Consider the following 24,385-nt stretch of genomic DNA (forward strand, 5'->3'; position numbering starts at 1 on the left):
ACCTCGTAGTTGCAAAGGAATTACTCTCCCTGCACTCTAGGTCTACTGCTCGCCAGGCTCTTCTCGGCTTTCGCCAATACCGATTCCTGCGGTTTACGGAGCGACTTCTTTGCATCCTTAAACGTGACGAACACCTTTTTGTCTTCATCCCACAGACGGAAACGAATCGACTTCAAACTGGTCTTGAGCGTAATCGTTGTTGCCTTTTGCAGCGGAGGAGCCGCTTCATGCGCCTTCTCCAGGTTATAATTAGGAACCTTCGGGCTAAGATGGTGAACGTGATGGAAGCCGATGTTACCCGTAATCCATTGCAGAACCTTCGGAAGTTTGTAATAAGAGCTGCCTTCTACGGCTGCATTGATATAACTCCACTCTTCATCATGCTCGTAGTACGTTTCTTCGAATTGATGCTGTACATAGAACAACCAAATGCCAAGCATCCCCGATACCATAAATATAGGAGCTTGAACAAGCAGAAATGCCTGCCATCCAATCGCCCAGCACAGCAATGCATACAGCGCAACAATCGAAATATTCGTTATATAGTTACTGATCTTCTCCTTGCGTCTCGCGCCTTTACGGTTGAAACGATAGGATACCAGAAATATGGCGATAGGACCCAGTCCGAACATCACGATCGGATTGCGGTATACCCGGTAGTATAAACGCTGCCAAAAGGAAGCCGCCCCATACTCTTCAACGGTTAATACCCACATATCGCCGATTCCACGCTTATCGAGATTGCTGCTCGTCGCGTGATGAATCGCGTGCGTGTTCTTCCATTGCTCGTAAGGGCACAATGTAAGCACGCCTGTAATCGTGCCGAGAATTTTGTTCGCCTTGCGGCTTTTGAAGAAAGATCCGTGACAGCAGTCATGGAATATGATAAACGTCCGGACAACAAACCCCGATGCAATAACCGCTATGGGAATGGTAAGCCAGTACGATACGGATAGGCTTAAATAAGCTGCATACCATAGCAATATCAAGGGAACCAGTGTATTGAAAAGCTGACCTATACTCGCCTTTGTGTCAATTTCCTCATAAGGGGCAACGTTCTTTTTTAAGCTGGATAGTTTGTTATCGGGTTTAGCCATAGTTGTCTTCCTCCTCGAAATGGCGCAAGGACGTTATACATGTATCACGCACTTGTCTAACTTAAGTATAGATAGAACGTCATGCGTGTCGTAGTCATAAACGTCATTTCGGGAGTATGACAAATATCATATATCGGTGCGGGAATCGGCTGGAAACCGCAGTCCTACCTGGCGTCTGGCTTCCTGCATGATTTCAGCTGTAATGAGTGAGTTGGCATGGGTATTGATTGCACTTTCCCTTTCGCCACACTTCATTAAATCGATAAATTCCCGAGCTTCATAATACATCGATTCATGGGTCTGCAGCTGGGTGACGTTCTCAATGGTGCCGTCTCTGTAATGGATCTTCACATCGTAAGGCTGATTGATCTTGTCGATAATCATCGTGCCGTTCTCGCCCTGGATCTCGGCAGGGGCATAGGAATCGCTGATCTTGGAATGCATGATAACGGCATCCATCTCGGGATAGGACAACAACAGGCTGCCCTCGCCATCAACCCCGGAGGATAGCATATAACCGGAAGCTTTGACGGAGTCCGGTTTACCGAACAGGGTGACCATCGGGTACAGGCAATAAATCCCCAGATCCATGAGTGAACCGTTGGAATATTCGGGATTAAATGCATTGAGTACCGTCCCCTGCTTGTACGCATCATAACGAGAGGAGTATTGGCAATAGCTTGCAAAATAACGCCGAATCGGACCCAGCTTGTACAGGTTATCCCTGACGGTCTTGAAATTCGGCATCAACGTCGACTTCAGGGCTTCCATTAGCAGAACGTTGTTATTCTTCGCAGCTTCAATCATGGCGGACACTTCGACTGCGTTAGAAGCCATCGGCTTCTCGCAGAGAACATGCTTTCCGTGGTTCATGCATAATATCGCCTGATCTACGTGGTAGGAATTCGGGCTCGCAATGTACACCGCATCAATCTCGTCATCCTGGAGCATCGTCACAAGATCCGTGTACACTTTGGGATCCGCGTACTTGGCCGCAAAAGCCTTGCCCTTCTCTTCTGTCCGAGAGTATACGGCAGTAAGAATAAATTCCTCCGTCTCCAGAGCAGCTTGGAGAAACCGCTCGGTAATCCAGTTTGTGCCGATAACGGCAAAACGGATGTTCATCCCTAATCCCTTCCCTTCTTATCTGATTATGATCGATCTTTCGCTTTTCGTTACATCCATCCTTCAAAAGCCGAAATTCGCTCGCGTGCCGAATCCGGAATCGGCGTGCTCTTGCCTGACGCGGTATCGATGAGGACAATGGTTCCGCGACCTGCCGCTTTTAATGTACCATCCACCACGATCGCATACTGGACGTCCATGGAGGAACGCCCGATCTCAGCCACCCGGACATGAAGCTTAAGCGGATCCTTCAGATACATTTGAGCAAGATACTGGCATTCCAGATCCGCAACCACAGACACCTTTTTGTCGCTGAACAGATCCTCGGTCAATCCCAGCTTCTCGAAGTACTCAATGCGTCCCTGCTCAAAATACATGAAATAACTGACGTTATTGACATGACCCAGCATATCCGTTTCGCAATACCTTATCTTTATCGGAATTTCAAAGTGAAATGTGTCCAGCCAAGTCTTAGGATCCGGTTGTATGAAGGTAGTTTTTTTCATGATGAGTCCCCTTTCTCTTTATACGAGGCAAATGTATGTACAATTTATAATCAGTCTTCTACAAGGATAATGAATACAAGTTGAGTCCGTCAACTAAATAACCAAATCATGGATAACTTGCCGGATTGGTCCGTTGAATAAGGCTTGAAATTCGCTTCTCTCATACGTTGTCTAAATGCAGCTAGTCATGAAAAAAGACCACCCGCTCCGGTGCAGGATCACTGGAGGGATGGTCTCGATCAGTATGAATGGAACAAAGTTCGGTTAAAAAAAGCGCAGCTTAAGCGATCAATGCCGCTTTTTATAGTAAGTTAAAGCAAGTGCCAACGCCAGCACGGCGCCCTTCACGATATCCATCGCATAATACGGCACGGACAGCATGATCAGACCATTTTGCAATATACCGATCAATACTGCCCCGACAAAGGTTCCGAGCGCGTTCGGCTTGCCGGCTCCGAATACGGAGTATCCGATAAAGGTTGCAGCGACGGCATCCATCAGATAAGGTCCGCCGGAGTTGACTTCGGCCGTCATGACCCGAGCCCCGAGGATAATGCCGCCGATGGCGGCAAACAAAGCGGAGACCAAGTAAGCAATCAAACGGTATTTACTCACCGGTATCCCGGATAAAGCAGCGGCTTCACGGTTGCCCCCGATCATGTACATGTACCGCCCGTGTTTCGTATAGGTCAGAAACAGATGGACTACGAGGACCACGAGAACCATGATGATAATGATCCATGGCACTTGCCCGATCTTCTCAAACACCGCCGGAATTTTACCGGTGGCAAAATCTCCGCTCGGCAGGATCATATTCTGGGAAATGGTAGCGCCGCGGGTATACGTGAGCGCAACGCCCTGAAAGATAAACATCGTCGCCAACGTCATCAGCATATCGTCAATTTTGAAATTGATGACCAGGAAGGCGTTGATCAATCCCACGACCAGACAGAACAGCAGCGTGAGACCAATGCCGATGCCGATATTTTGCCCATGCCAGACGAACATGGAAATAACAAGCGCGTTCGCCAGGGAAGCCGTCGAGCCGACAGACAGGTCAAAGCCGCCAACGGCCAGCGATACGGTCAGGCCCACGGCAATGATCGTCACGATCGAGATCGAACGGAGTATGTTGATAATGTTGCTCGTATTCAAAAAGTTGTCGGCGACCGTCCCGAATACCAGAATAAGTACGAATACCGTAATCAACGTGCCGTATTTATATAGAAAATCAAAAGCGAAACTAGCCGTCGGCTTCTCCTTAACAGGTCTTGCTGTATTCATGTCAACCCGCCTCCTGTGCAATAAAGCAATATTTCCTCTTCGTTGGATGACAGCGTCGTAAGCTCCTTCGTGATGCCCCCGTCATACATCACATACACCCGATCCGTGATGCCAACGATTTCGGACAGCTCGCTTGAGGCGTACAGCACGCATTTCCCCCGCTTGGCCAGCTCGGCCACCAGATGGAAAATGTCCCTCTTGGCGCCAACATCAACCCCTTTGGTCGGCTCATCAAAAATATACACATCCGCGTCAACCAGCAGCCACTTGCCGATCGCCACCTTCTGCTGGTTGCCCCCGGACAGGTTTTTCACTCTGGCTCGCTCATTTGGGGTCTTAATGCCGAGCGACTGAATGATCTCCCTCGCCTCCTGCTTTTCCTTGCCGAAGCTAAGCCAGGATCCCCATCTGGAAAAACGGGACAGCACCGCAGCCGTTAGATTGACGGACACCGGCTCTTCCACGAACACGCCCTCGCGGCGGCGCTCCTCGGGGACCAGCGCAATTCCCTGCGAAACGGCATCATGCGGCGAGCGGATGCGGAGCTTTTTCCCGTTCAGCATGATCTCGCCGGTCGATGTGTCGGATGCTCCGAATATCGCCCGGCACAGCTCGGTTTTCCCGGCCCCGACCAGCCCGGCCAGACCGACGATCTCCCCTTTGCGGATGTGCAGGTCAACGCCGTTGACTTTGCCCGGGTCGAACATGTTCTTCACCTCGAACCAGGTGGAGCCGATGTCCCGCTCAACGTGGGGAAACTGCTGCTCCATCTTGGAGCCCAGCATGTACTCCACCACTTTCGGCTGATCGATATTCGCAATACGGTCACTTTTCACCAGCAGACCATCCCGCATGATCGTAATATCATCGCAAATTTCATACAGCTCCGGCAGCCGGTGCGATATAAAAATAATACCGACCCCATCCTGCTTCAGCTTGCGCATCAGCTGGAACAGCTGATCCGTCTCGCTGTGGCTGAGCGGCGCGGTCGGCTCGTCCAGCACCAGAATCCGGCACTGCTTGGAGACGGCTCTTGCGATCAGCACCATCTGCTTCTCCGCCAGCGTCAGCTCCGAGATCAGTTTCTTGGAGGGAACCCGGATATCCATCCGTGCAAGAATCGATTCGGCTTCCCGATGGAGCTCCTTCCAGCGGACCAAGTGCCGTTTGCCCATATCGTGAACCGTCCGGTCAAGCATAATGTTCTCCCCGACCGTCAGGTTTGGAATGAGCGCCGTATCCACCTCTTGATAGACGATCTGAATGCCCAGGTCCTTCGCTTCCTTTGGGGAACGAATGTGAACCTTGCTCCCATTGATCCAGATCTCGCCCTCGTAATGGTTGTAAGCTCCCGATAGGATCTTCATCAATGTAGATTTCCCTGCGCCATTCGCGCCGATCAACGCATGGGCCGTTCCTACGGTCGTCTGAAAATTCACATCGGTTAACGCCTTAACGCCCGGAAAAGAAATCGATATGTGCTTCATTTGAAGTAAGGGTGCCGTATTCGACGAGTGGGTCGAGGCGGCAGTTGTTGGCTCCATAACGCTTCGCAAGTGTATTCTTCCCTTCAAATAGGATAGGGCGCCCCTATCGATGACCGATAAGAGCGCCTGTATGAATATTGCTGTTTATTTGCCGCCTGCTTCTTTCAACGCCTTCATCCAGTCCTCTTCGAATTCGGTGCTTGTCCCCCAGCTAGGGATCATATCCGCCAGGTTGACCATGTTGACCGCTTCGGTTGCACCCGCAAGGTCGGAGCGCTCGATCAATACAGGCTCCAGATTGACCGTAGCAGGCGTTTCCTCGCCGGCAATCTTTTTAGCAAGCAAACGGACGTTGATCGCGCCGATCGTTTTCGGATCCACTGCAGCCGTAGCCACCCATGGACTGTCTTGCTTCTGAATCAGCTCCAGGTCTGCATTGGATACGTCGATGCCGTAAATCTTAACCTCGGTGCGTCCCGCTTCCTCCAGCGCTCTGGCTGCACCGATGGCGAAAGCATCCCAAGTAGCGAAGATGGCATCGAGCTCGCCCTTCGGATATTTCGTCAGGATGGCGGACACTGCATTTTGTGTTTCCAGTGAAGTCTGGTTACTCGCTACACCGAAACGCTCCAATTCCTTGATGCCTGGGTTGTTCTTCAGCGTTTCCTGATATACAGCATTGCGTCGCACCATCGGTGGGAATCCGTCTACCCAGAGATAGACAATGTTGGCTTCCGGCCCTTGCTCTTCGACCAGCTTGTCCAGTGCCAGCTTCGCCAGCTGCTCGTCATCCTGCGATGTCTGAGTTACCCCTGCAATGTCGCCGATCTCCGGCAAGGAGTCAAAGGTGACAACAGGAATCCCTTTATCCGTAATCTTCTTCACGTCTTGAACGGATGCAGGATCGTCGCCATGCGATATGATAAATCCATCGTAGTCGCTGTCAATGGCTTGTGAGATCGCATCGTGGAATTTGGCGGAGTCTCCGTTCGCCGAGAAGGTATCCACCTTAAACCCGAGAGCTTCGCCTTCCTGTTTCGCACCTGCTAAAAATTGCGCCGTATGATCATCGCCCCCGATTTTCCGGACGACCATCAATTTCACCAGATCCTTCTCGGCAATGCCTGCCGGCAGGTTCTCGACCTTGTCCGCCAGCTTGCCTGCCCCGCTACCGCCGCCGCTGCCCGATTCGGCACATCCGGTTAAGACGATCATAAACGCGAGCACCAGCGTCGTTAATTTCCTTACATGTTTACTGCCTTTCATGTTCTCTCTCCCCCTGTTTTCCGTAAAAAGGACAAATATTAATACAAGTAATCCTATAGGATTTAACCGGAGGCGTCAATCATTATTTTTCCGCTTTAATGCATTACAACACATAGGCAAAAAAAATGAAAGTGATTTCTAACTCTCGTTCGGCTTTCGAGAAGCTTTCATTTTAAAAAAAGTCAGGACCCTACGACATATTCAGAATGAAGCAAACTCATCAGAATACGATCCACATACGAGCCGTTCTTATACGCTTCATCACGCAGAATTCCGTCCCGCTGAAAACCGGCTTTTTCATAACACCGAATTGCGCCGGCATTGGTAGCATCCACGGTAAGATACACCTTGTGCAAATTCAGTCTCTCAAAAGCGAACTGAACTAGGACTTGCGTAACCTCCGTGCCGTAGCCTTGTCCCCACACGCTTTTATCTCCGATCCATATCCCGAATTCAGCTTTGCGCGCCCAAGGATCGATCTTGAACAACTGAGCATTGCCGAGCAGCTTCCCGTCCAGGTTGAGCACAGTGAAATATGCACCTGACTGGTCACCCTCCGCATATTTCTGTGTCCGTTTCTTCACGGTTGCCGGGGTTAAAGGCACCCCGGTACCGGATGGCAGTGTAGAACTCACTTCAGGATCCGTAAGCCATTGATATCGTTGCTCCCAATCCTCTTCGACGACTGGTCTGAGAATTACCCGTTGCCCATACAGCATAACGTCATCCCCTTTGTTTATATATGTATCGGCAGCTCCAAGCCCCTATTTCATACTCTAAGTTCAAATCTTATTTAAAAAGAGCTTCGGGACGCAGTGATTCACGCCCGAGCTCTTTCTAATTGATAAGCCGTTCAAGATAATCCCGAGTTGGTTGCCTCTAACTTCTGCTCTTAAATCTGTTAATCCAAACGAATGCCCATCGTTTCGAGCCAAGCCTTCGCGATCAGGCCGTGTCCGGCCGGTGACGGATGCACGCCGTCCGGTGCCCAGAAGGCAGCTTCGCGGCGCACCGACGCCGCAGCGAACAATCCGTCCAGCGGTACCAGCAGCGCCCCGTATTCAACCGCCAATTCGCGAACCGCGGTGATTTTCGGATCCAGATCCTCGCGCCAAACTCTGCGATCCTCCGGATGCGGCAGTACGAACGGTTCAACCAGAATCAGCTTGGCGTCCAGCGCCCCTTTAGTGCGTTCGATCAATTGACGGTAGCCAGCTTTGTAATCCTCGGTGCTTGTCGGGTCCCCGCTGTCATACCGGCGCCAAGTGTCATTGATTCCGATATAGATGGATACCCAGTCCGGTTTCAGGTCCAGGCAATCCTCCTGCCATCTGTCATTCAAGTCGACAACCCGGTTTCCACTGATCCCTCTATTCAAAAAGGTTACGTTCAACTCAGGAAATTTCATGCCAAACAACGAGTCGATCAATAGCGGGTAGCCGTTCCCCAAGCTGCCGGAAAAGTTCCGGTCACGACCGCAATCCGTAATGCTGTCCCCTTGAAATAATACGACATCCCCTTGCTGCAAACGATTCATTCCACTTCCTCCTCATCGATATGTTGAACTAAAGATTCTCAGCCCGAGCATCACTACGAATACGGATTATTCTTCCGATCGCTGTTGCCCCCAGATTCCTATCAATTCAATAAAAATGGTTGAAATCCGGGTGCAGTATATGCTTCCGATGCGAGCTTTCCTTTGGAAAGCTTTCGGGCGACCGCTACCGCTTCTCCAGAATAATTCCGCCTTCTCCGTTGAGGTTCTTCTCTTCATTAGTTCAATCTATATAACATTTAAATATTTGCCGTCCAAGGCTCAATTCCTTTTTATGTACCACGCAAATCGTCGATTTACGAGCAAATTTTTCTTATTCATAAAAAACCTGCCCCGACTTCGGCCGGGACAGGTTCTAGTATTGTTCGATTAGGCTCCGGTCGGCATGGCCACCCAGTGGCCCTCCGATACTTCCACAAGCTCCGAATGCTCGAGATTATATTTGTCCTCTCCGGTGCGCTCTTCCAACAATACCCGTTTCTTCTTGGATTCGATCTTCGGATCAGGTACCGGGATCGCCGCGAGTAAGGACTTCGTATAATCATGCTGCGGATTGGAGTACAGCTCTTCACTTTCAGCCAGCTCCACGATTTTGCCCATATACATAACGGCAACGCGGTCACTGATATGCTTCACCATCGACAGGTCATGCGCAATAAACAGATAAGTCAAGCCCAGACGATGCTGCAGCTCCTCCAGCAGCTTCACGATCTGCGATTGGATCGACACGTCGAGCGCGGAGAGCGGCTCATCACACACGATGAATTTCGGCTCCACCGCCAGCGCCCGGGCAATCCCGATCCGCTGACGTTGACCGCCGGAGAACTCATGCGGATAACGCGTGGCATAGGCCGGATCCAATCCGACCATATCCAGCAGCTCCTCGACCCGTTTCTTCCGCTCCTGCTTACTGCTAGTCAATTTGTGAACATCAAGCGCTTCGCCGATAATGTCCACCACCTTCAATCTCGGGTTGAGCGAAGCATACGGATCCTGGAAAATCATTTGCATATGGCGCCGCATGGCCTTCATTTCCGAAGGAGAGAGACGATTCACAGACATTCCCTGATACAGCACTTCTCCGCCTGTTGGCTGGTGAAGGCGAAGGATGGCTCGTCCCGTCGTCGATTTTCCGCTGCCGGATTCCCCAACGACCCCAAGCGTTTCCCCAGCCTGAATGTGAAAGCTGATATCATTCACCGCTTTAAGCACATTCCCTTTACCCATATCAAAATACTGCTTCAAGGATTTAACCTCTAACAGTGGTCCCTTGTAATCCGTGCTTGGCACGATGATCGGAGCCGGCTTCGCTTTCTTCTTCTCATCCAGGCGCGGAAGCGCGTTTAACAGCTTCAAAGTATAAGGATGCTGAGGATTCTCGAAGATTTCCTCCGTCGTGCCTGTCTCCACGATCATGCCGTCCTTCATCACCGCCACGCGGTCGCACATGCCTGCGACAACGCCGAGGTCATGCGTGATCAATATAATGGAAGAACCGAAGCGCTCCTGCATATTTTTCATCAAATTGAGGATCTGGGCCTGAATCGTTACGTCAAGCGCCGTTGTAGGTTCATCCGCGATCAACAGCGCGGGACTGCACGCCAGCGCGATGGCAATCATCACCCGCTGCCGCATGCCGCCCGAGAACTCATGCGGGTACTGGTTATAGCGCGCTTCGCTGTTCGGTATGCCGACCAGCTTCAGCATCTCAAGCGCCTGCTTCTTCGCTTCCTGCTTGGACAGCTTCTGGTGTTTAACCAGGCTCTCCGATATTTGTTCCCCGATTCGGATCGTCGGATTAAGCGAGGTCATCGGATCCTGAAAAATCATCCCGATATCGCGTCCGCGGATGCTCTCCATCTCTTTCTCGGTCTTCTCCGCCAGGTTCTGGCCCAGGAACAGGATCTCCCCATCCTTCATATAGGAAGGCGGTGACGAAAGCAGCCGCATGATCGAGCGTGCGGTGACACTTTTGCCGCTCCCGGATTCCCCAACGATCCCGAGCGTTTCCCCTTTCTTCACTTCAAAGCTGACCCCACGGACCGCGTGAAATTCTGAATCACGGGATTGAAAGGCTACACTCAAATTTTTAACCTGCAATATCGGTTCCAACTCTGCTCACCTGCCATTATGCGTTTATGTCATGAAAGGAATATCATCTACAACTCTTATAATCTATTGACTTTTAAAATAGGCTAAAATAAAATATACTATATCACTCGGAATAATGCAATTTGAAACAAGGAGGAAAGGCAGCTTATGGGGGGGACAGAAGCAGCAAGACCAAACAGACTCATAGGTTTGATAAGCATCACATACAGTAAGATCCTTCTGAACCCTTCTTATAGATACTTACTATTATTATTGGGAGCGCCCGTGAATCTCGTGGTCTTCCTATTTTATTTGGTTCAGAGAAAGAAGGACGACTACACAGCGGCGGAGAACCGCATACGCAGCGAGATGCTGGCTGCCGGATTTCTGGAGACCCTTCGCTCCGAGATTATGGAGCAGCAGAAACGCAAGCACGACTTTTTCAAGCAAAAAGTCAATGAGGGGCAGCTCCGGCAGGAAGTCGACAAAATCGTAGAAGCAAGGTTCCAGGAAGTCCTTAAGGAACGGACTGCCAAGGAACTAAAGCTGAACAACCGGAAACGGTTGACCATGGCCGATACGTTTGGTTCTCTCATCGAGAATCCGTTGTTCTTCATTATATCACTTATTCCAGGCTTGCTGATGTACATCCTTATTTTTTTGTACAGCAATCCTTACCTGAAATATATTATGGAGAGACTCGTGATGACGGTCTTCGTTATCTTTGGCGTAGCCGTGCTTGTCTTTACGATTCTCCACTTGTCGCCGTTCAACCCTGCAGCCAACATCCTGGGCGAGACGGCAACGCCGGAACAGATCGCGGCTTTTAACAAAATGCACGGTCTAGACCAAGGGTACCTGGCGCAGCTGTGGAACAATATTAAAGGAATCGCCTATTTCGATCTTGGCAAATCCTTCTCTGGCAACGAAGAGATCACCTCAAGCATCGCCAGAAAGTTCCCGATCACACTGACGCTCACGGTCATTTCCCTGATCATTGCGATTGCGATTGCATTGCCAATCGGGATTATCTCGGCTACGAGACCCAATTCGTTCTTTGACTATACCTTTATGTTCGTGGCTCTGCTCGGGCTGTCCATTCCGAACTTCTGGCAGGGACTGATCTTCATCCTGAATTTCTCGATCAAGCTGCATTGGCTGCCCGCCACCTTTAATCCTGAGAACTGGTTATCCATGATCATGCCGGTGATTGTGCTCGGCACAGGACTTACCGCTTCGGTAGCGAGAATGACGCGCTCCTCTACGCTGGAGGTTATTAATGAAGATTATATGATCACAGCCAGAGCGAAGGGGCTCAGCAAGGGCACCATCCTAATGAAGCATGCTGTCCGCAACGCCATCATTCCGATCATTACCGTCATCGGACTTCAGTTCGGCGGGATGCTTGGCGGCTCTGCCGTTACGGAGAAGGTGTTCAACATCAGCGGTATCGGCAGCTACATCGTCGATAAACAATTCATCCCTGACATCCCAGCCATTATGGGCGGCGTGGTATATACCGCCATTACCATATCGCTGGTGAACGTTATCATTGATATCTTGTACGCGTTCTTCGATCCACGGATCAGATCCAAGATGAAACAATACTAAAGCAGGTGTACTCATGATCAAGAAGCTTCTTTCTAAACAAGAAACCAAACACCAGCTGAAATCCTCACACGAGTACAGTCAAGCCAGCTTCACATGGGTTATTTCTTTGACCTTAACGGTGATCCTGCTTCTGAACAGCTTTGATTTCACTGGGGGAACCATCAAACCGTGGGTGTTCACCGCCTTTGCGGTATATGCATTGTTTACCATCGTTCAGATCATCATCACGCTGTTGATCCGAAGAGATCTTCAAAGCCAGGGAGAAATCCGGCGCTCGACGAGGATCCTGGGATACATTCAGCTGCTGAGCATCGTCACAGGAAATCTGTTTACTGTCACGTTCGGTTTCAATCTGATTAAAAAACAGAAGCCTCCTGAATATACGATTGCCGTCTACATGCTGTTAACCCAGCTGTTTGTTATCGCGGTATCGGCACTGAATCTGTTCAAGCCTTATGTCTCGAATACATTCCTGCCGGCAATGGGCGCGCTTCTCATTATTGCAGTCATTCAGCTGATCGCGCTTATACTCGTTGCCCGATATGTAACAACGAATTATGCACATCCCAAAATGGCCTGGCTTGCCTTTCCGATCATTCTGACCGCGGTGACGGGTAATATTTTTGCCCTGGTGCTCGGCATCAACCTGCTAGCGAAGATACGCAAGAACGGCAATCCGGCGATGACCCGCTGGGGCGACGTGTGGGTGAAGCTTACCGCTAACTCCACGGCCATGTCCGGACTGTTCTTTGTGATCTTCCTGTTCTGTCTGTCGGTAAGCAGTCTGTTTACCTTCGATTACAGCATCGCGATTGATAACAACTACAGTGCCATCCTGCAGCCGCCAAGCCTTGTGTACCCCTTCGGTACGGACAACTTCGGCCGGGATTTGTTCTCCCGCATCGTATTCGGGGCCCGAATCTCGCTCATCGTCGGATTTGCCTCTACGGCGATCCCGGTTGTCATCGGCGGTGTTCTCGGTGCCATCTCCGGCTACTATGGCCGTCATACCGATAACATCATCATGCGTTTGCTGGATGTGCTGTACGCCATTCCGGGTATCTTACTCGCCATTGCGATCATTGCTGCATTCGGAGCCAACACTCTCAACCTCATCCTGGCACTCAGCGTAGGCGCTATCCCGACATATGCGAGAACCATGAGGGCGAATGTGCTCCTGGCCTCCACCTTTGAATACGTTGATGCGGCCAGAGCCTTCGGCTCGAGCAATTTTTCGATTATATTCAAGCATATTGTTCCAAACTCGCTTGCACCCATGATTGTCAAATCCACATTGACTATCGGTGCAGCCGTCATCTCGACGAGCAGCTTGAGTTATCTGGGTCTCGGCGTTGAGCCGCACATCCCGGAATGGGGGAATATCCTTAAGATCGGAAGCACGTATCTTGAGACGCATTCCTACTTGGCCATTTATCCGGGCCTCGCCATCATCGCGCTTGTCCTGTCCTTCAACTTCCTTGGCGACGGACTGCGGGATGCCTTAGATCCTAAACTGGATTAATGTGCTTCTGTGCCCATGGCACACTAACTAATGGTTTCAAAAATATTTTTTATATATATACAACTCAGGAGGGTATCACAATGAAAAAGAGTTCCTTGCTGTTACTGTTCCTCTCGCTAGTCATTGTACTGGCTGGATGCAACGTAACAACCAAAGATGATGCACAGCAAAATCAGCAAGAACCATCGGATACAGCCACAGACACATCCGCTGTTAATATTGAACTGCTTGGCATGAGCTCTAACGAATCCGATGTCAACATCATTCGCGACCAGCTCACGAAGAACGGCTTCAACGTGAAGCTGAATCTGCAGCCGGACTACGGCAGCTACAAGGCACAGCAAGATGCCGGAAATTACGACATCGCATTGTCCAGCTGGACAACCGTTACGGGTAACCCTGACTACGCTGTACGTTCCCTGTTCAAAACGGGCGGCGACTACAGCATCATGTCCGACGAAGAAGTGGACAAGCTGATCGACCAAGCGGCAACACAAACGCCTGAGGACGCTGCGGAAACCTACAAACAGCTTGAACAGCGTCTCGTTACAGACAAAGCTTACATCGCGCCATTGTACATTTCCCTGAAGAGCCAAGCGTTCAACAAGGATGTGCTGGACGAAAACTCTGTCCGTCTCTCGAAATCCCGTTCCCTTCCTTGGGAAGCCGTTGATTTCAAAGACCAATCCAAGCGTGCTACGCAGCCGCTGATTCTGTCCCAATCGATCTCTGAACTGACATCTCTTGATCCGATCAAGGGTAACGATGGTTCCATCAACATCATCAACACCAACATGAACGTACGTCTGATCAATCTGACCGATGATGACAAGATCACATCCGAAGGATCGCTGTCTTATAACCATGCCATTGGCGAAGGCAACTCGGAGTACTACTTCATTCTTAGAGACGATATTGACTTTGCGAAAATCACAAATAAAAAGGCTGAAGATTCCGGCGAGCGCGTAGGCGCTGACGATGTCATCTTCTCCATGAACAGAGCCAAAGACAAAAATTCGGTACCTGATCATCGCACCTACACGCTTCACGAGCATATCAACACGGTTGAAGCTGTAACCGATCTGAGCGCACTGGAGAACACTAAAGTGTCCGGTGGCAGCGGAAGCATCAAGGATGCGCTGGAAGCTGGCTTGGATACCAAGATCACATCCCTCGTCGACGACAAGAATCAAGCAAGCACGAAAGATGGTAAATACCAAGTCATTAAATTGACGACCACTGAGCCGTTCCCGCAAGTGTTGAACTACCTGGCTCACCAATCGGCCGGTATCGTATCCAAGAAACAGGTCGAGTCCATCAACACGTATGACGTTGAGAAATTCGATGTCAACAAAGACATCCCTTACGGCGACCAAAACACGGTAACCGAAGGCGACAAATACAACAACACGCTGTATGCCAGCGGTCCGTACATCCTGTCATCCAAAACGGACTATGAAGCCACCTTCTTCAAAAACCCTGGCTACATGAAAGGTACCGAGCACGAACCGAAAATCGAGCAAGTGAAAGTACGCTTCATCAAAGATGCGGACAGCACCCTCTCCGCACTGCGCAGCGGCGAAATTCACCTGTACTACGGCGTGCCTGAAACGAAATACGATGTGGTTAAAGGCGACAGCAAGCTGAAGCTGCAAACCATCGAAAGCAACGCCGTATCCTACTTGCTGTTCAACACGAAAAACCGTGATGTGGCAACAAGCGACGATCTGAGAAGAGCGGTGCTCTACTCCATTAATCAGGATGAGATCCTGACTTACTACAACAACAACAAAATTAAAGCTTACTCCACCGTCAGCCCAATCGTTAAAACCGGCAACGAGCTGGTCGCCGATCCGGCGAAGGTGAAGGAGTACTTGAGCGCATATAAAGCGAGCAAGTAAAAAAGAGGACGACATTAGCGAAAAGCTGATGTCGTCTTTTTTTATGCGAGCTTTATATGCAGATTAAAAGATGCTAGCTTCACTCTTAACACTTCAGCACACATTTGCATCGGTTATGTCGTTTGAAAACTTTGCATCGCTCCGCATGCGGATGATTCTTCCGATCTCTGTTGCCCCCAGATTTCTATGAATGAATGGGCCAGAGTAGAAATCCGGGGGCAAAGGAGACCGCTTCGCTTCTCCAGAATCATTCCGCCTTCTCCGCTGGAGCACTACCTTAAGTAGTCCGTTGTTAGATCATGCTTCGATACATCTCACATTAGCCATAAAAAGGGACGAATGATAGCCGCGGCGCAGCTACTCTCGCCTTTTTTGGGGAGGGGGGAGTGAGAGGAAGCCGCCCCTGTAATTCACATATACAGGGGTGGCTGAACAGACGAAGATTGAAGGCTTGGATTATATACGCTTGATATCATCTATAAGCTCGGGCAAGCCCTCGCGGAAATAGTGATCGTCGCCCTCGTATACCCGGGTGACAGCTTCGGGGAGTTGCTTCGCGTAGTGCTGAGCGTGCGCAAAAGGCACCACGGGATCGTGACGGCTGTGGTACAGGTACAGACTGGATATGCGAGGCAGCATGGTGGCGAAAGAATCAGGCAATCTAAAATCTTCGCTCTGCCAATCATCGTCTTTGCCCCAGTAGGGGGCGGCGATCAAGAACAGTCCCGAGATGGTTAGCTGGCAGTCTTCTTCCGAAAGATATTTCAGTAGCACGGACCCGCCTAGGGAATGACCTACGAGCAGCATCTCCCCATTCAATGCATTGATTTCTTTGGCGATCTGCGCTTTCCACAGTGCGTAATCCGGATCCGGCATGCCGGGAGATAAGACATGGTAAGCTTTCCCGAGCTGATCTTGTAGATGGGCAATCAAGTCACTGCTGCCTTGGTGAATGCCTTGTGGACCGGCACTATGGATGAACAAAACTTGTTTTTTCATATTTAGTCCCCTTCCTGATCATTGCTTAAGGGTATGGACATGTCCCAACAGAATGTCTGCCCATCTAGAGTAACCGATAGTAAAGTGCTAGACTTCTTTTCATTTGCTGACATCTAGCCTCTTGTTTTCATTTTTTCAAAAACAAAAACTGCCCTCTGGTCATGTTCAGACCAGTAGGGCAGCTCTTCCCTTGTTAACAATAAAATAATATTACGGTCTCTCCACAAGCAGCGCTTCCCATTGCAAGCCTTCTCCGGTGATTTCGATCCGCAGATCAGAGATGCTCTTCAGTGCCTCCTCGCGTCTTGTCTCAAGGGTGATCACGGTTTCCTTGTAAAGCTCGCCTATCTTCTTCTGCGTGCCGCTTGCCATTTTCTCTATTTCGGATTTTCTTGCGGCGTTGCTCTTGGATATCGCGGTTGTTTGCTCTTTAAACAGCTTGCTGTATTGGCTCTTGGCTGTTGCCTTGCTTATTTTTCCGTGCTTGTATTTCCACATCGGACTGTTCAGATACGACGTGCTTGACCCGTTCCGCAGCTTCCACATGGGGCTGTTCAAATAAGTCTCACTGACCGTTTTGTTAAATTTCCACGCGGAGCTGTCCAAATAATCCGGATCGATCGTCTTCTTATAGGTCCACATCAAGCTGTTCAAATAATCCTCGTTCATTTCTTTGCTTAGCTTCCAGAGCGTGCTATTCAAATAATGCCGGTTTGCAGCATTCGCATACTTCCACATCGGACTGTTCAAATAACTTGGATTGATGAACCGTTCATATTGTGTCAGCTTATCCTTTAAGTCGCGGTTTCCTTCATACTTCAGCTTCAGCTGATCCAAATCAGCTTGAAGCTTCTCATCCCACTGCTTTTGATCCTCCAGCACTTTTTTCTCCAATTGATCCAGGGACGCATGGCTTGCATCATAAAACAACTTATATTTCTTGTCCGCTAGCTTCTGGTAATTGTTATAAGCATCCAACGTCTTCTTATGATAGGATTTATACTCGCTCCATACTTGATTGATCCATTTCTGATCCGCTGCATGAACCGTTGTTTGCGGAATTAGGACCGAGACGGCAAGCAAAAGGCTGCATAGGGTCAATAAGGATTTTCGCACCAATCTCATTGAATTTCGCCCCTCTTCTATAGATAGTAAACAAGGGATATTTTACCTAATGGCTTGGTATCTTCCAATAGGAATTACGAACCCCTAACTTTTAGACTAAATCCTTCTTATTCCGTGCTCGAATATTTCACAGTACAGCGTACTCCATTTCCTAGCTCCTTCGCGAAAAACATGTCTTTCTTTCATTATTCCATATTTCAAAGTGGAGGATTTGTGCACTTCCTTAGTCCTGTAGTCACTAAGTATCACTTAAGTTAGTGAGCTAGTTATAACAGCCCATCTTTGACAAGAACCGCTTCCAGGCGCTTGACCGCTCGAAAAACAGACTTATACAATCAGAAGAACAAAAAGGTGATCGAGCTGAAGGTGAGCGGCAAAACACTCGTGATCGATCCGCTTGTGGTTAGCCCCGCCGGGCATATCCACATCTACTATAAGTGGTGGGATGGATCGCGGGCGTAGATTAGGGAAATCGATTTTTGCTTTAACCGTAAAAGGCCCTGACAACAAATCGTCAGGACCCTTTTTATAATACCGACAGGAGTGGAATCAACTTCTATGCTTCAACTTCGGTTGAGATATTCCAATGTACGCCATATTTGTCCTCAACGATCCCGTAGGCCGGGCTCCAGAAGGTTTCCTGCAGTGGCATAACCACCTTCCCGCCCTCCCGCAGTGCTTCATATACCTGCTTTGCACGCTCTGCTGCATCGGTCATGATGCAGATTTGGACCTGATTGCTGGATTGGACCGGTTGACCGGGAAACGTATCGGATAACATCAAGACCGTCTCTCCGACGATAAGATTTGCGTGGGATACCCGATCCCGTGCGCTCTCCGGCAGCGGAAAGTCCGGGTTAGCCGGCATCTCGCCGAAAGTCTGAACCATGACGACTTTAGCGTCCAAGGCCTTCTCATAGAATTGAATAGCTTCCTTAGCATCCCCGTCCATAAAGAGATACGGATTCATTCGAAGTGTCATTCGATCGTTAACCACCTTTATATTGATATTGACTAGATAACTCATATTATCTCCTACAGTGGACACTTTAGCAAAATATGACGGAAATCTACGACGGGACACTTTCCATTATTTCCATCCATACAGAAGCGTGAAGTCAGCGGTTACCTCCATCTCCCCATCTGACATCCGTTCAATAACCTCAGGTGAAGCGCTCCAGGATAACGGCGTCATGTGAATCAGTTGCTTCACCTGCTCAGAATCCAGAATGACGTGATACCGAAGCTCTTCGAACCCGCTCCGTTCAAAGTGACGGCTGAACAGCTTCATGGTGCCGTCATTGGAATACGTCTCTTTACCTGTACCTGTATAGAACAAAGCTCGAAGCTCCTGCAAATACAGGCCCCCGGGAATTACCTTCACCAACATTCCGTCACTCGTAAGCAATCGCCTGAACTCCGAATAATTGGAAGGAGACAGAATATTCAAAATGTAATTAAACTGTTCGTCTGCAAACGGGCACTGAGACAGATCGGCCACGCACCACATAGGGTCCGAATATGTCTTAGCAGCCATTGCGATTCCCTCTTTGGCAATATCCATGCCGACACCAATAACGTTAGGCTTATGCCCCTTCTCCTGGAGGTTATGTCCAATCGCCGAGAGATGGGAGCCTTCCCCGCATCCTGCATCAAGCAATCTCAGAGGCTTGCCGGATTCCGGCAGCTTCTGTTTCTGCATCTGGATAAGACGATTCGAAATTCCTTCAATCAACGGGCCAAAGAACCCGCTGCTGCTAATCATTTTTCGGGCCTCAAACAAGGCCTTATCATATTTGGTTTTGGATGAATGGTTCAGCAGGTTTACATACCCCTGTCTGGATATATCATAGCAATGCCTGTTCTCGCATTCTAGGCTGGCCATGCGTTCTACCTTCATGGCACCGCCGCAGATCGGACATTGAAACATCTTCTCATGGTACGAAAGCATCCGTGCTTTCTTTAACAATTTTTCATTATTGGACACAGCAAAATCACCCTTTCATTCGATTGACCGCAATGAAAAAGGCACAGAAAAATAAACTCAAGCCTCAATCTCAAAAAAAAAGGGCCGAGCCTATTTGGATCTGTACCTCACATTAACGTAAGCGAATGAAATGGATCATGAAGGAATACGCTCCTGACATCAATTTGGGCAAGAGAAATGCCCTGTTCCAATTTTACCACGCGAGCACAGAATGTAAACCTCCAGGGCAAGCGTCCGGTTCAGCAAAATATATCAAGAATAAGCTTCCCCTATGGACTATGATGAATGCTTGAGGCTGCATCCACTTCCTCGCTTATAAAGACAAATATTAAAACCATAATGACATATATATATTGCAAAAAGACGTAAATACTATTACAATGCAGGTATCCAGAAAATCTCAGGAACGTATCTCTAACCAAAGGAAGGAATGATGAGCTTGAATTGGTTTAAGAAAAACTCGGTTGAAGACGAGCGTATCGTCAATCTGAAGAACAAGTTATATAAAGAGGTGTATACCTTGATCATGATCATTTGCAGCATTTCCGTTATCATCAAATCTTTTGCGCTGCCCCGAACGGAATCCGTCTGGCTGGAAATGCTGATCATGCTGGGAGGAAGCTTATATTTTGGGATACGCAGCGTGGCACTGGGGATTTACTCTGATGAAGTGGAGGTCCATGACCAGCGGAGCAAAATTTCATTCAGCATGCGTACGGCGATATGGGGGCTCGTTATCGGTATCGCACTTGCTCTTTTTCTCGGCATCCGCAGCGCGATTCTGTTTGGCAATAACAGCAGTGCGACCGAGATCAAATACTTCTTTATCGTTTTCTTCGTTTCACTGATCATCTATATCCCGCTCTTTGTTGGCGTGAATTCGGTGATCCACTACGGCGCCAACAAGGTAAGCCAGAAAATGTCGCAGAACGATCCGTTCGACTCGTAGAAAGGGATATCAGGGTGAGTGCCGCATGAAAAACATCAAATTGAAGATGGCCCGTGTCGAGAAAGATTTATCGCAGGAAGAACTCGCCCAGATCGTCGGTGTCTCCAGGCAGACCATCGGCCTGATCGAGCTGGGGAAATATAATCCGTCCCTCAGCCTGTGCGTTGCCATATGCAAGGCATTATCGCGTACGCTTAACGATTTGTTCTGGGAAGAGGACTAAGGTAGGCCAACCGCATTTCAGTTCTCTAACGCCGCCGGACAGTAATTGCGACGATATTAAGGAGGTGATGCCAACGCTTCAAGACAAGGAATAATAGTGTCGATATTCTCTTCGAAACGTTCAACCCACCACAAAACATATAACTGATCATCATCTTATAAGGAGTGATCCTGCATGCCGCTACATAAAACTAGAAAAGCATTCACCGTGTTTCTGCTCACCGCCTCCCTTGTGGGGACTTCCCTAATCCCTGCCGGAAAAATATACGCTTCCACCCTGGATACCATCCAAGGTCAGGTTACTGAAGTGAAAACGGCCCGAACCTCCGACGAAAAGATTGCCGAATGGGAGAACTGGGCGAAAGACCATGTATACCGATTGGATACGATTCAGCCCGCCGACACGGCCGGCGGTCCAAACCAATATAAGGATCTGGCAATGCTAAAACCATTGCTGCAAGATAAACGTTTTGTGTTCCTCGGCGAGAGCTCCCACGGCGTTGCCGAGTTCAATCTGGCCAAGACTCGTTTAATCCAGTTCCTGCATCAGGAAATGGGCTATAACGTGCTTGCCTTCGAAAGCAGCCTCAGCAATACCTCTCTGGCATATGGTAAAGCAGGACAACAGAGCCCAGAGTCGACCATGAAGGATTCCATCTTCGGCGTCTGGTGGTCCAAGGAGGTTTTGCCGTTGTTCGACTACATGAAAACAGCACAAAAGAGCAAGCAGCCGCTCGTGCTGACCGGTTTCGACATGCAGCTGCAGTATCCGCTGTTGGACGGACAATGGCTGCAGGATCAGGCCATGGCCAAGCGCCTCGCGGAAGCTGAGAAGAAATTGTCAGACTACTCTCTTGGTACGGATCTTGCCGCTTACCGCAAAGAGAAACATCAGCTGATTCAAGTGTACAAAGATGCTATCAAATCCTTAAAAACGGAGGCAAACGAAGCTCATCTGAAGCAGTTATATCCAGATAATCCCCAGCTGCCCTTGCAACTTGAAAGAGGTTTGAACGACCGGATTCGGGTAGCTCAGGAGTATGTAGAGATTTCCATCAAGTCGACCCTCGGCATGGAGAGCGGGGATTATGTACCATTTCTGGAATCGATGGAATGGCGGGATCAGGCGATGCACGATAATCTCATGTGGCTGGCTACCGAAGTCTATCCAACGGAGAAATTCATCGTCTGGGGACATAACGACCACATCCGCAAGGCTCAAACCGAGGTCATGGGATCGCCATATCCGGTTACTCTCATGGGGGAAAAACTCTCGGACGAAATGAAAAAATACAGTTACGTACTCGGCTTGTATCCGGCCAGCGGTCAGACCGCAGATAACATGGGGAATGTGCATGACGTTCTGCCGGCAGAACCGGGCTCCATTGAATCGATCCTGTCGGCCGCAGGTGCGCCGTATACCTTCGTTGATTTGCGATACCAGAAGCGTGAGGCGGGCAACTCCTGGATGTTCGAGCCGCGTTTCGCCTACAGCTGGGGCATGATCCCCGAAAGTCTGATTGCCCGTGACCAATACGATGGTATTCTACTTATTGATGATGTAAACCCGCCGCAATATATGAGATCCTCCGCTTCATCCAAGGTTTCTGTGCCTACTGAAGAATAAATAAGTGCAATCATTCTTCTTTGTCATATAACTTGAATAGGTTAACATGCCAAGCATCCTCTGATGGTCTGCTTCAAGAGCCGTAAAAGCTGTGAGCTCTTGCAAAGGACGAGTACGGGGATGCTTGTTTTTTCTTAAGCTCTGTTCTTACATGGTTATTTTATCGAGATGTTCCCCGAGGAGGTTTTGAGCTTCACCTCATGCTTGCCATGACCGGATCGCCCTTCCGTCTTCCGGTTGCTCTCCTTCCTGTCCTGGAGCAGAACGGCAATGGACCGTTGTCCGCTTCCGGATTGCAGCATCCATGTCGCATCAGGAGTTTCTTCATCCAGCTGGATTTTCACGTTTCCGCTTGTCGACGATACCTCCACATCATGATTCAAACGCGTGAACGCAAGTGAGATATTCCCGCTTTTCCCCTTCACCTCGAGGCTATGATTCTGCAACCCAGTCCCCGTTACATTGCCGGAAGAACCGTCAATGACGACCTTCCCTGCATAATCCGCAGGAATTCTCACGCTAAGCTGAGGCATCCTGCCGATATTCAACATCCGCGTGATGTCGTTATCTAAACGAATCTTCACCCGACTGCCATCCTGATCAACAACGGCCCCTGCGGACTTGGTGTTTCTGAGCAGCGAAACTTCCAATGCTTCCACATCCGCTGTCTCAACGTACAAGGTCGTGCTGCCATGGTCAATCTCCAGCACTTCAACCTCCTCAAGCGTTACGCGTTGAAGAGCCTCATCTTCGCTGGTCGAACTGCATGCACTGAGCAATAACACGCTGAGCAGACATAGAATTGCAGCTGCGTATCGTTTCATCTCTTTCTCCACCCCTTTTCAACTTTGAAACCATTGTACAAGATGACGTTGCGTCACTTTCAAGTGATTTTTCAATTCTGGTAAAAGACAGGAAAAAGACACCGCCTTGTGGCAGTGCCTCCCGATAGGTCAAGGTATGGACCCTATGGTTGTCCATATTTGTTGTCGTACCACGATCGTGTCGGACGGGTTGTAGGGTATCCGTGCTCCTCCCTAAATTGCTTACGCTCTTCGCTGAAATCATGCCAGTTCTTCCCGCTTTCCGGATGATTGGCATGATGAACAATGCAGCGAAATGCATCCTCTACGCAAGGATCCTCCCAGAATCCGCTGCTTGCCTCCATCCGGTCGGTTAACGCGGCGGCGTCTTCATTCTTGATTTCTTCCAATGCGTAATATCCCATCTTGACTACGCGTTCAGCCACTTTCGGTCCGATCGAAGGAACCGTCTGAAACTGCGCCAGCCCCCGGACATATTGTGCACGGCTATCCGAAATGCCAAGCACGCCAGACAATAACTCGATATCCATGTGCGCAATATCGATGAGCTTCATTTTGTTTGACCGCAGCTTCGCTCGCTCTTCTTCGGTTAACGGAAGCTTCGGTGATTTTCCCAGTACATGCCGCTGCATCCTTTACCATCCTTTCGCCTCAATCATCCTGCACCCGCAGTTTAATATAAATCGAACATGCTCACTTCATAGCCCTGGGCTTTCAGGTAATTGAACATTTGCGCCCGATGATGCTGGGCGTGCGTGACGATTTCAATCAGCCATTTGGCTTGTGTCGTTCCGTGCTCCAAATAGAAGGGTTTCGTTTTCTTTTGCATAAATTCTTCATCCGTCAACCCATTCATGTATGACTTTACATCCGCAAGACCCTTCGTCATCCAGGAGATCAGCTTGTCCTTGTCCACGCCGTCAGCAGCGATGCTTGCTTCCAGCTCCCGGATCTCCGCTTCGCTCTTCTCTTGCAGAATCAACAGGTCCGTAGCAGGCACCGAAACCAGATGATGCACGAGTTCCTGAAGCGATCTCATATTGTGGGCAGGTCTGTAATCCCAGTGCTCTGGCGAAATTTTGCCGATCAGATTCGAACTGGTCCTAACGATAAGCTCCAGCTCCTCGAACAACAGCTGCTTCATTTCATTCAATTGACTCACGTTTCATCACTCCATTTTTTAGTTATAAGGGGTACTCTGGGTTCT

The 24,385-nt window shown here is 49.4% G+C and carries 23 protein-coding genes; 7 read left to right on the forward strand and 16 right to left on the reverse strand.

The annotated features are described in order from the left end of the window. Positions 1-20: 20 nt before the first annotated feature. The 9 genes from ABEW73_RS23005 to ABEW73_RS23045 form a co-directional block, all read right to left on the reverse strand. On the reverse strand, positions 21-1,097 hold the full coding sequence (locus tag ABEW73_RS23005) for a fatty acid desaturase (protein WP_430165766.1): 1,077 nt from the start codon (positions 1,095-1,097) through the stop codon (positions 21-23). 126 nt (positions 1,098-1,223) lie between these two features. Continuing rightward, positions 1,224-2,222, reverse strand: a complete 999-nt coding sequence (locus ABEW73_RS23010; RefSeq protein ID WP_430165769.1) for a Gfo/Idh/MocA family protein — start codon at positions 2,220-2,222, stop codon at positions 1,224-1,226. A 50-nt stretch (positions 2,223-2,272) separates the two neighbouring features. Further along, positions 2,273-2,728, reverse strand: a complete 456-nt coding sequence (locus tag ABEW73_RS23015) for an acyl-CoA thioesterase (RefSeq protein ID WP_430165772.1) — start codon at positions 2,726-2,728, stop codon at positions 2,273-2,275. A 288-nt stretch (positions 2,729-3,016) separates the two neighbouring features. Further along, positions 3,017-4,012 (reverse strand): ABC transporter permease, encoded by a 996-nt coding sequence (locus ABEW73_RS23020; protein ID WP_215163823.1) that lies wholly within the window; start codon positions 4,010-4,012, stop codon positions 3,017-3,019. Beyond that, complete coding sequence (locus tag ABEW73_RS23025) at positions 4,009-5,499, reverse strand: sugar ABC transporter ATP-binding protein (protein WP_430165834.1); 1,491 nt, start codon at positions 5,497-5,499, stop codon at positions 4,009-4,011. Before ABEW73_RS23025 ends, ABEW73_RS23020 begins: the two co-directional genes overlap by 4 nt. A 144-nt stretch (positions 5,500-5,643) precedes the next feature. Further along, positions 5,644-6,765 carry a sugar ABC transporter substrate-binding protein gene (locus ABEW73_RS23030; protein WP_430165776.1) on the reverse strand — a complete coding sequence of 374 codons (1,122 nt, stop codon included), beginning with the start codon at positions 6,763-6,765 and terminating at the stop codon, positions 5,644-5,646. A 182-nt stretch (positions 6,766-6,947) separates the two neighbouring features. Then, positions 6,948-7,484 (reverse strand): GNAT family N-acetyltransferase, encoded by a 537-nt coding sequence (locus tag ABEW73_RS23035; RefSeq protein WP_430165779.1) that lies wholly within the window; start codon positions 7,482-7,484, stop codon positions 6,948-6,950. A 182-nt stretch (positions 7,485-7,666) separates the two neighbouring features. Beyond that, the gene (locus tag ABEW73_RS23040; protein ID WP_430165782.1) at positions 7,667-8,302 is read right to left on the reverse strand and encodes an SGNH/GDSL hydrolase family protein; all 636 of its coding nucleotides are present in this window, start codon (positions 8,300-8,302) and stop codon (positions 7,667-7,669) included. A gap of 387 nt (positions 8,303-8,689) precedes the next feature. Beyond that, a complete protein-coding gene (locus ABEW73_RS23045) occupies positions 8,690-10,432 on the reverse strand; it encodes a dipeptide ABC transporter ATP-binding protein (protein WP_430165785.1) in 1,743 nt (580 codons plus the stop codon). 147 nt (positions 10,433-10,579) lie between these two features. Here ABEW73_RS23045 and ABEW73_RS23050 point away from each other — a divergent pair, with 147 nt between their 5' ends. The 3 genes from ABEW73_RS23050 to ABEW73_RS23060 all read left to right on the forward strand — a co-directional run bounded on the left by ABEW73_RS23050 (position 10,580) and on the right by ABEW73_RS23060 (position 15,445). Further along, positions 10,580-12,022: an ABC transporter permease gene (locus ABEW73_RS23050; RefSeq protein ID WP_430165787.1), complete on the forward strand. Its 1,443-nt coding sequence runs from the start codon at positions 10,580-10,582 to the stop codon at positions 12,020-12,022. A 13-nt stretch (positions 12,023-12,035) separates the two neighbouring features. Beyond that, positions 12,036-13,544, forward strand: a complete 1,509-nt coding sequence (locus ABEW73_RS23055) for an ABC transporter permease (protein WP_430165790.1) — start codon at positions 12,036-12,038, stop codon at positions 13,542-13,544. An 80-nt stretch (positions 13,545-13,624) separates the two neighbouring features. Further along, positions 13,625-15,445, forward strand: coding sequence for an ABC transporter substrate-binding protein (locus ABEW73_RS23060; protein ID WP_430165793.1), 1,821 nt, complete (start codon positions 13,625-13,627; stop codon positions 15,443-15,445). A gap of 456 nt (positions 15,446-15,901) precedes the next feature. Here the strand turns inward: ABEW73_RS23060 and ABEW73_RS23065 are convergent, their stop codons facing one another. Next, positions 15,902-16,444, reverse strand: a complete 543-nt coding sequence (locus ABEW73_RS23065; RefSeq protein ID WP_430165796.1) for an alpha/beta hydrolase — start codon at positions 16,442-16,444, stop codon at positions 15,902-15,904. Positions 16,445-16,654: 210 nt separating this feature from the next. Beyond that, a complete protein-coding gene (locus ABEW73_RS23070) occupies positions 16,655-17,569 on the reverse strand; it encodes a hypothetical protein (RefSeq protein ID WP_430165799.1) in 915 nt (304 codons plus the stop codon). Between the two features lie 282 nt (positions 17,570-17,851). On the opposite strand from ABEW73_RS23070, the gene ABEW73_RS23075 reads away from it, so the two are divergent. Further along, positions 17,852-18,031, forward strand: a complete 180-nt coding sequence (locus ABEW73_RS23075; RefSeq protein ID WP_430165801.1) for a hypothetical protein — start codon at positions 17,852-17,854, stop codon at positions 18,029-18,031. 94 nt (positions 18,032-18,125) lie between these two features. On the opposite strand, the gene ABEW73_RS23080 is transcribed toward ABEW73_RS23075, so the two are convergent. Then, positions 18,126-18,551, reverse strand: a complete 426-nt coding sequence (locus ABEW73_RS23080; RefSeq protein WP_430165804.1) for a VOC family protein — start codon at positions 18,549-18,551, stop codon at positions 18,126-18,128. Between the two features lie 108 nt (positions 18,552-18,659). Continuing rightward, entirely contained in the window at positions 18,660-19,556 is an 897-nt protein-coding gene (locus ABEW73_RS23085) for a putative RNA methyltransferase (RefSeq protein ID WP_430165807.1), read from the reverse strand. Between the two features lie 433 nt (positions 19,557-19,989). Here ABEW73_RS23085 and ABEW73_RS23090 point away from each other — a divergent pair, with 433 nt between their 5' ends. The 3 genes from ABEW73_RS23090 to ABEW73_RS23100 all read left to right on the forward strand — a co-directional run bounded on the left by ABEW73_RS23090 (position 19,990) and on the right by ABEW73_RS23100 (position 22,354). Continuing rightward, a complete protein-coding gene (locus tag ABEW73_RS23090) occupies positions 19,990-20,505 on the forward strand; it encodes a DUF6773 family protein (protein ID WP_430165810.1) in 516 nt (171 codons plus the stop codon). Positions 20,506-20,530: 25 nt separating this feature from the next. Next, positions 20,531-20,728 carry a helix-turn-helix transcriptional regulator gene (locus ABEW73_RS23095; protein ID WP_009594955.1) on the forward strand — a complete coding sequence of 66 codons (198 nt, stop codon included), beginning with the start codon at positions 20,531-20,533 and terminating at the stop codon, positions 20,726-20,728. 174 nt (positions 20,729-20,902) lie between these two features. Next, positions 20,903-22,354: an erythromycin esterase family protein gene (locus ABEW73_RS23100; protein ID WP_430165813.1), complete on the forward strand. Its 1,452-nt coding sequence runs from the start codon at positions 20,903-20,905 to the stop codon at positions 22,352-22,354. A 155-nt stretch (positions 22,355-22,509) separates the two neighbouring features. Here ABEW73_RS23100 and ABEW73_RS23105 read toward each other — a convergent pair whose 3' ends face one another. The 3 genes from ABEW73_RS23105 to ABEW73_RS23115 form a co-directional block, all read right to left on the reverse strand. Next, positions 22,510-23,178, reverse strand: a complete 669-nt coding sequence (locus ABEW73_RS23105; RefSeq protein ID WP_430165815.1) for a DUF4097 family beta strand repeat-containing protein — start codon at positions 23,176-23,178, stop codon at positions 22,510-22,512. A 143-nt stretch (positions 23,179-23,321) separates the two neighbouring features. After that, a complete protein-coding gene (locus ABEW73_RS23110; protein WP_430165817.1) occupies positions 23,322-23,810 on the reverse strand; it encodes a helix-hairpin-helix domain-containing protein in 489 nt (162 codons plus the stop codon). 41 nt (positions 23,811-23,851) lie between these two features. Further along, on the reverse strand, positions 23,852-24,340 hold the full coding sequence (locus tag ABEW73_RS23115; protein WP_430165820.1) for a DinB family protein: 489 nt from the start codon (positions 24,338-24,340) through the stop codon (positions 23,852-23,854). Positions 24,341-24,385: the final 45 nt, after the last annotated feature.

This window comes from Paenibacillus lautus, from assembly GCF_050482385.1.
GTDB classification, from domain to species: Bacteria; Bacillota; Bacilli; order Paenibacillales; family Paenibacillaceae; genus Paenibacillus_AQ; species Paenibacillus_AQ lautus_B.